Below are 1,886 nucleotides of genomic sequence, written 5' to 3'. Positions count from 1 at the left end.
AACGCTGATGTTGTTTTTGTCCCTATAGAGGCAATTTTCCCTCTAAAATTATCGACCCTAAATTGGTGCTGTTGCATCTTACTAGCAAAAGCATCGACAGCATTTTGACTAGTAAATATAATCCAATCAAATTGACATGCCTTTTTCAATTGCTCAGCATCATTACTGCCCAATCGTTCACAAGTTTCAATTAATGGGGCAATTACAGCATGGCCACCTAATGCTGTGATGTCATCTACAATAGTAGCTGTCTTAGATGTACCAGTTAAAACGATTGTTTTACCCTTTAGAGGTAAATTATTTTGCATCTTGCTCAGCCTTTACGCGCTGAATTAATTCGAATGCACCTTGTTCTGTTAATATTGCTGCAAGCTCTTCTCCAATTTTTTGTGCATCTGTCCCCACTACTGTTTCCTTATAGATAACAGATGCATCAGGAGCGGCAACTAAGCCTGTTAAAGTAATTTCATCCCCATTTGAAGTGGCGTAACCAGCGATAGGTACTTGACAGCCACCATCCATTGCTGCTAAAAATGCGCGTTCTGCATGTGCTTCTTGCCATGTTAATTGATCAGTAAGCTTTGCTAATTCAGCCAATAGCTCCTCATCATCTGCGCGACATTCAATTCCTAGAGAGCCCTGTGCTACTGCTGGTAAGCAATCTTCTACTGGTAAAAATTCAGTAACGACATCATCACTCCAGCCTAATCGTTTCAAACCAGCTGCTGCTAAAATAATCGCATCATATTCTTCATCTTCCAGCTTAGCTAAACGCGTATCAACGTTTCCTCGAATCCATTTTATTTCGATATCAGGGCGTACTGTTAATAGCTGTGCACTACGGCGCAAAGAACTTGTCCCCACTACAGCACCAGCAGGAAGATCTGCAAATTTAATATGTCCTTTTGAAATAAATGCATCACGTGCATCTTCACGTGGAGGAATACAACCAATTACTAAGCCATCTGGCAATACAGCAGGCATATCTTTCATAGAATGAACAGCAAAATCTATTTCTTTATCGTAAAGGGCTTGCTCTATTTCTTTAACAAACAATCCCTTCCCTCCAACTTTAGATAGCTGTACATCTAAAATTTGATCACCTTTGGTCACGATTTCTTTCACTTCAAATTCGAATGGTACACCAGCCTCTTTTAACTCATTGATAAACCAATTAGTTTGAGTTAGCGCCAACTTACTTCTCCTAGAACCTACAATAATTTTTCTCAACAGTCTCCAACCTTTCTTCTAATACCATAAATGGAATCGCGATAAACTGCTTCCTAAGAAGAAGTTCACAACAACTAATAAATAGGCATATATATGTACCCATGCATAAGTTGTACCTGTCAGCTTGCTTTTGCGATTCACATATAAGATAACGCAATACAAAATTAAAATGATGAAGGACCCTATGATCTTTGCATCGAAAATCGAAAGACTCTCTAATGTTAATAGTGCCCATTCAAAGCCCAATATTAAACTTATAAATAAAACTGGAATTCCAATAAAAAATGACATATTCATCCAGCTACTTGTCTGCTGTAAGGATGGTAACCTTGTCCATAGATGTGACCACTTTTTCTTTTTCAGCAAACGATATAAAACCAAGTATAATATGGCAAACACAAATGTTAACGTGAATGCGGCATAGGACAATATCGCAAATGATATATGAATAAAAAGCATTTCCGAAATTAATGTATCCCCGACAGCGCCTGTAGGACGTTTTGGCATAAAAGTAAATATACTAGCGAATAAAAACCCTAGTATATTAATAATAAATACAGGCAAATCAACCCTAGCTATACAATGTAGAATGATCGATAGCGTCACAAGTAACCAGGAGTAAAAGAGAATCCCCTCTGACAAAGATAAGATTGGAA

At 37.9% G+C, this 1,886-nt stretch carries 3 protein-coding genes; all 3 read right to left on the bottom strand.

The features are described from left to right. Positions 1-308 (bottom strand): uroporphyrinogen-III synthase (locus tag RT445_RS20505; RefSeq protein WP_313471447.1); only part of this gene is annotated, 308 nt, incomplete at its 3' end. Next, positions 298-1,230, bottom strand: a complete 933-nt coding sequence (hemC, locus tag RT445_RS20500; RefSeq protein ID WP_274793952.1) for a hydroxymethylbilane synthase — start codon at positions 1,228-1,230, stop codon at positions 298-300. The genes RT445_RS20505 and hemC, both read right to left, overlap by 11 nt. A gap of 18 nt (positions 1,231-1,248) precedes the next feature. Further along, positions 1,249-1,886: cytochrome c biogenesis protein CcsA (gene ccsA / locus RT445_RS20495; protein ID WP_313471446.1), on the bottom strand; the 638-nt coding region annotated here is incomplete at its 5' end.

Origin of the sequence: Lysinibacillus sp. (assembly GCF_032093475.1) — a bacterium.
In the GTDB taxonomy this organism is placed as follows: Bacteria; Bacillota; Bacilli; order Bacillales_A; family Planococcaceae; genus Lysinibacillus; species Lysinibacillus irui.
Note: the sequence above shows the minus strand (reverse complement) of the source record. Positions and strands in the feature narration are given on the sequence as shown.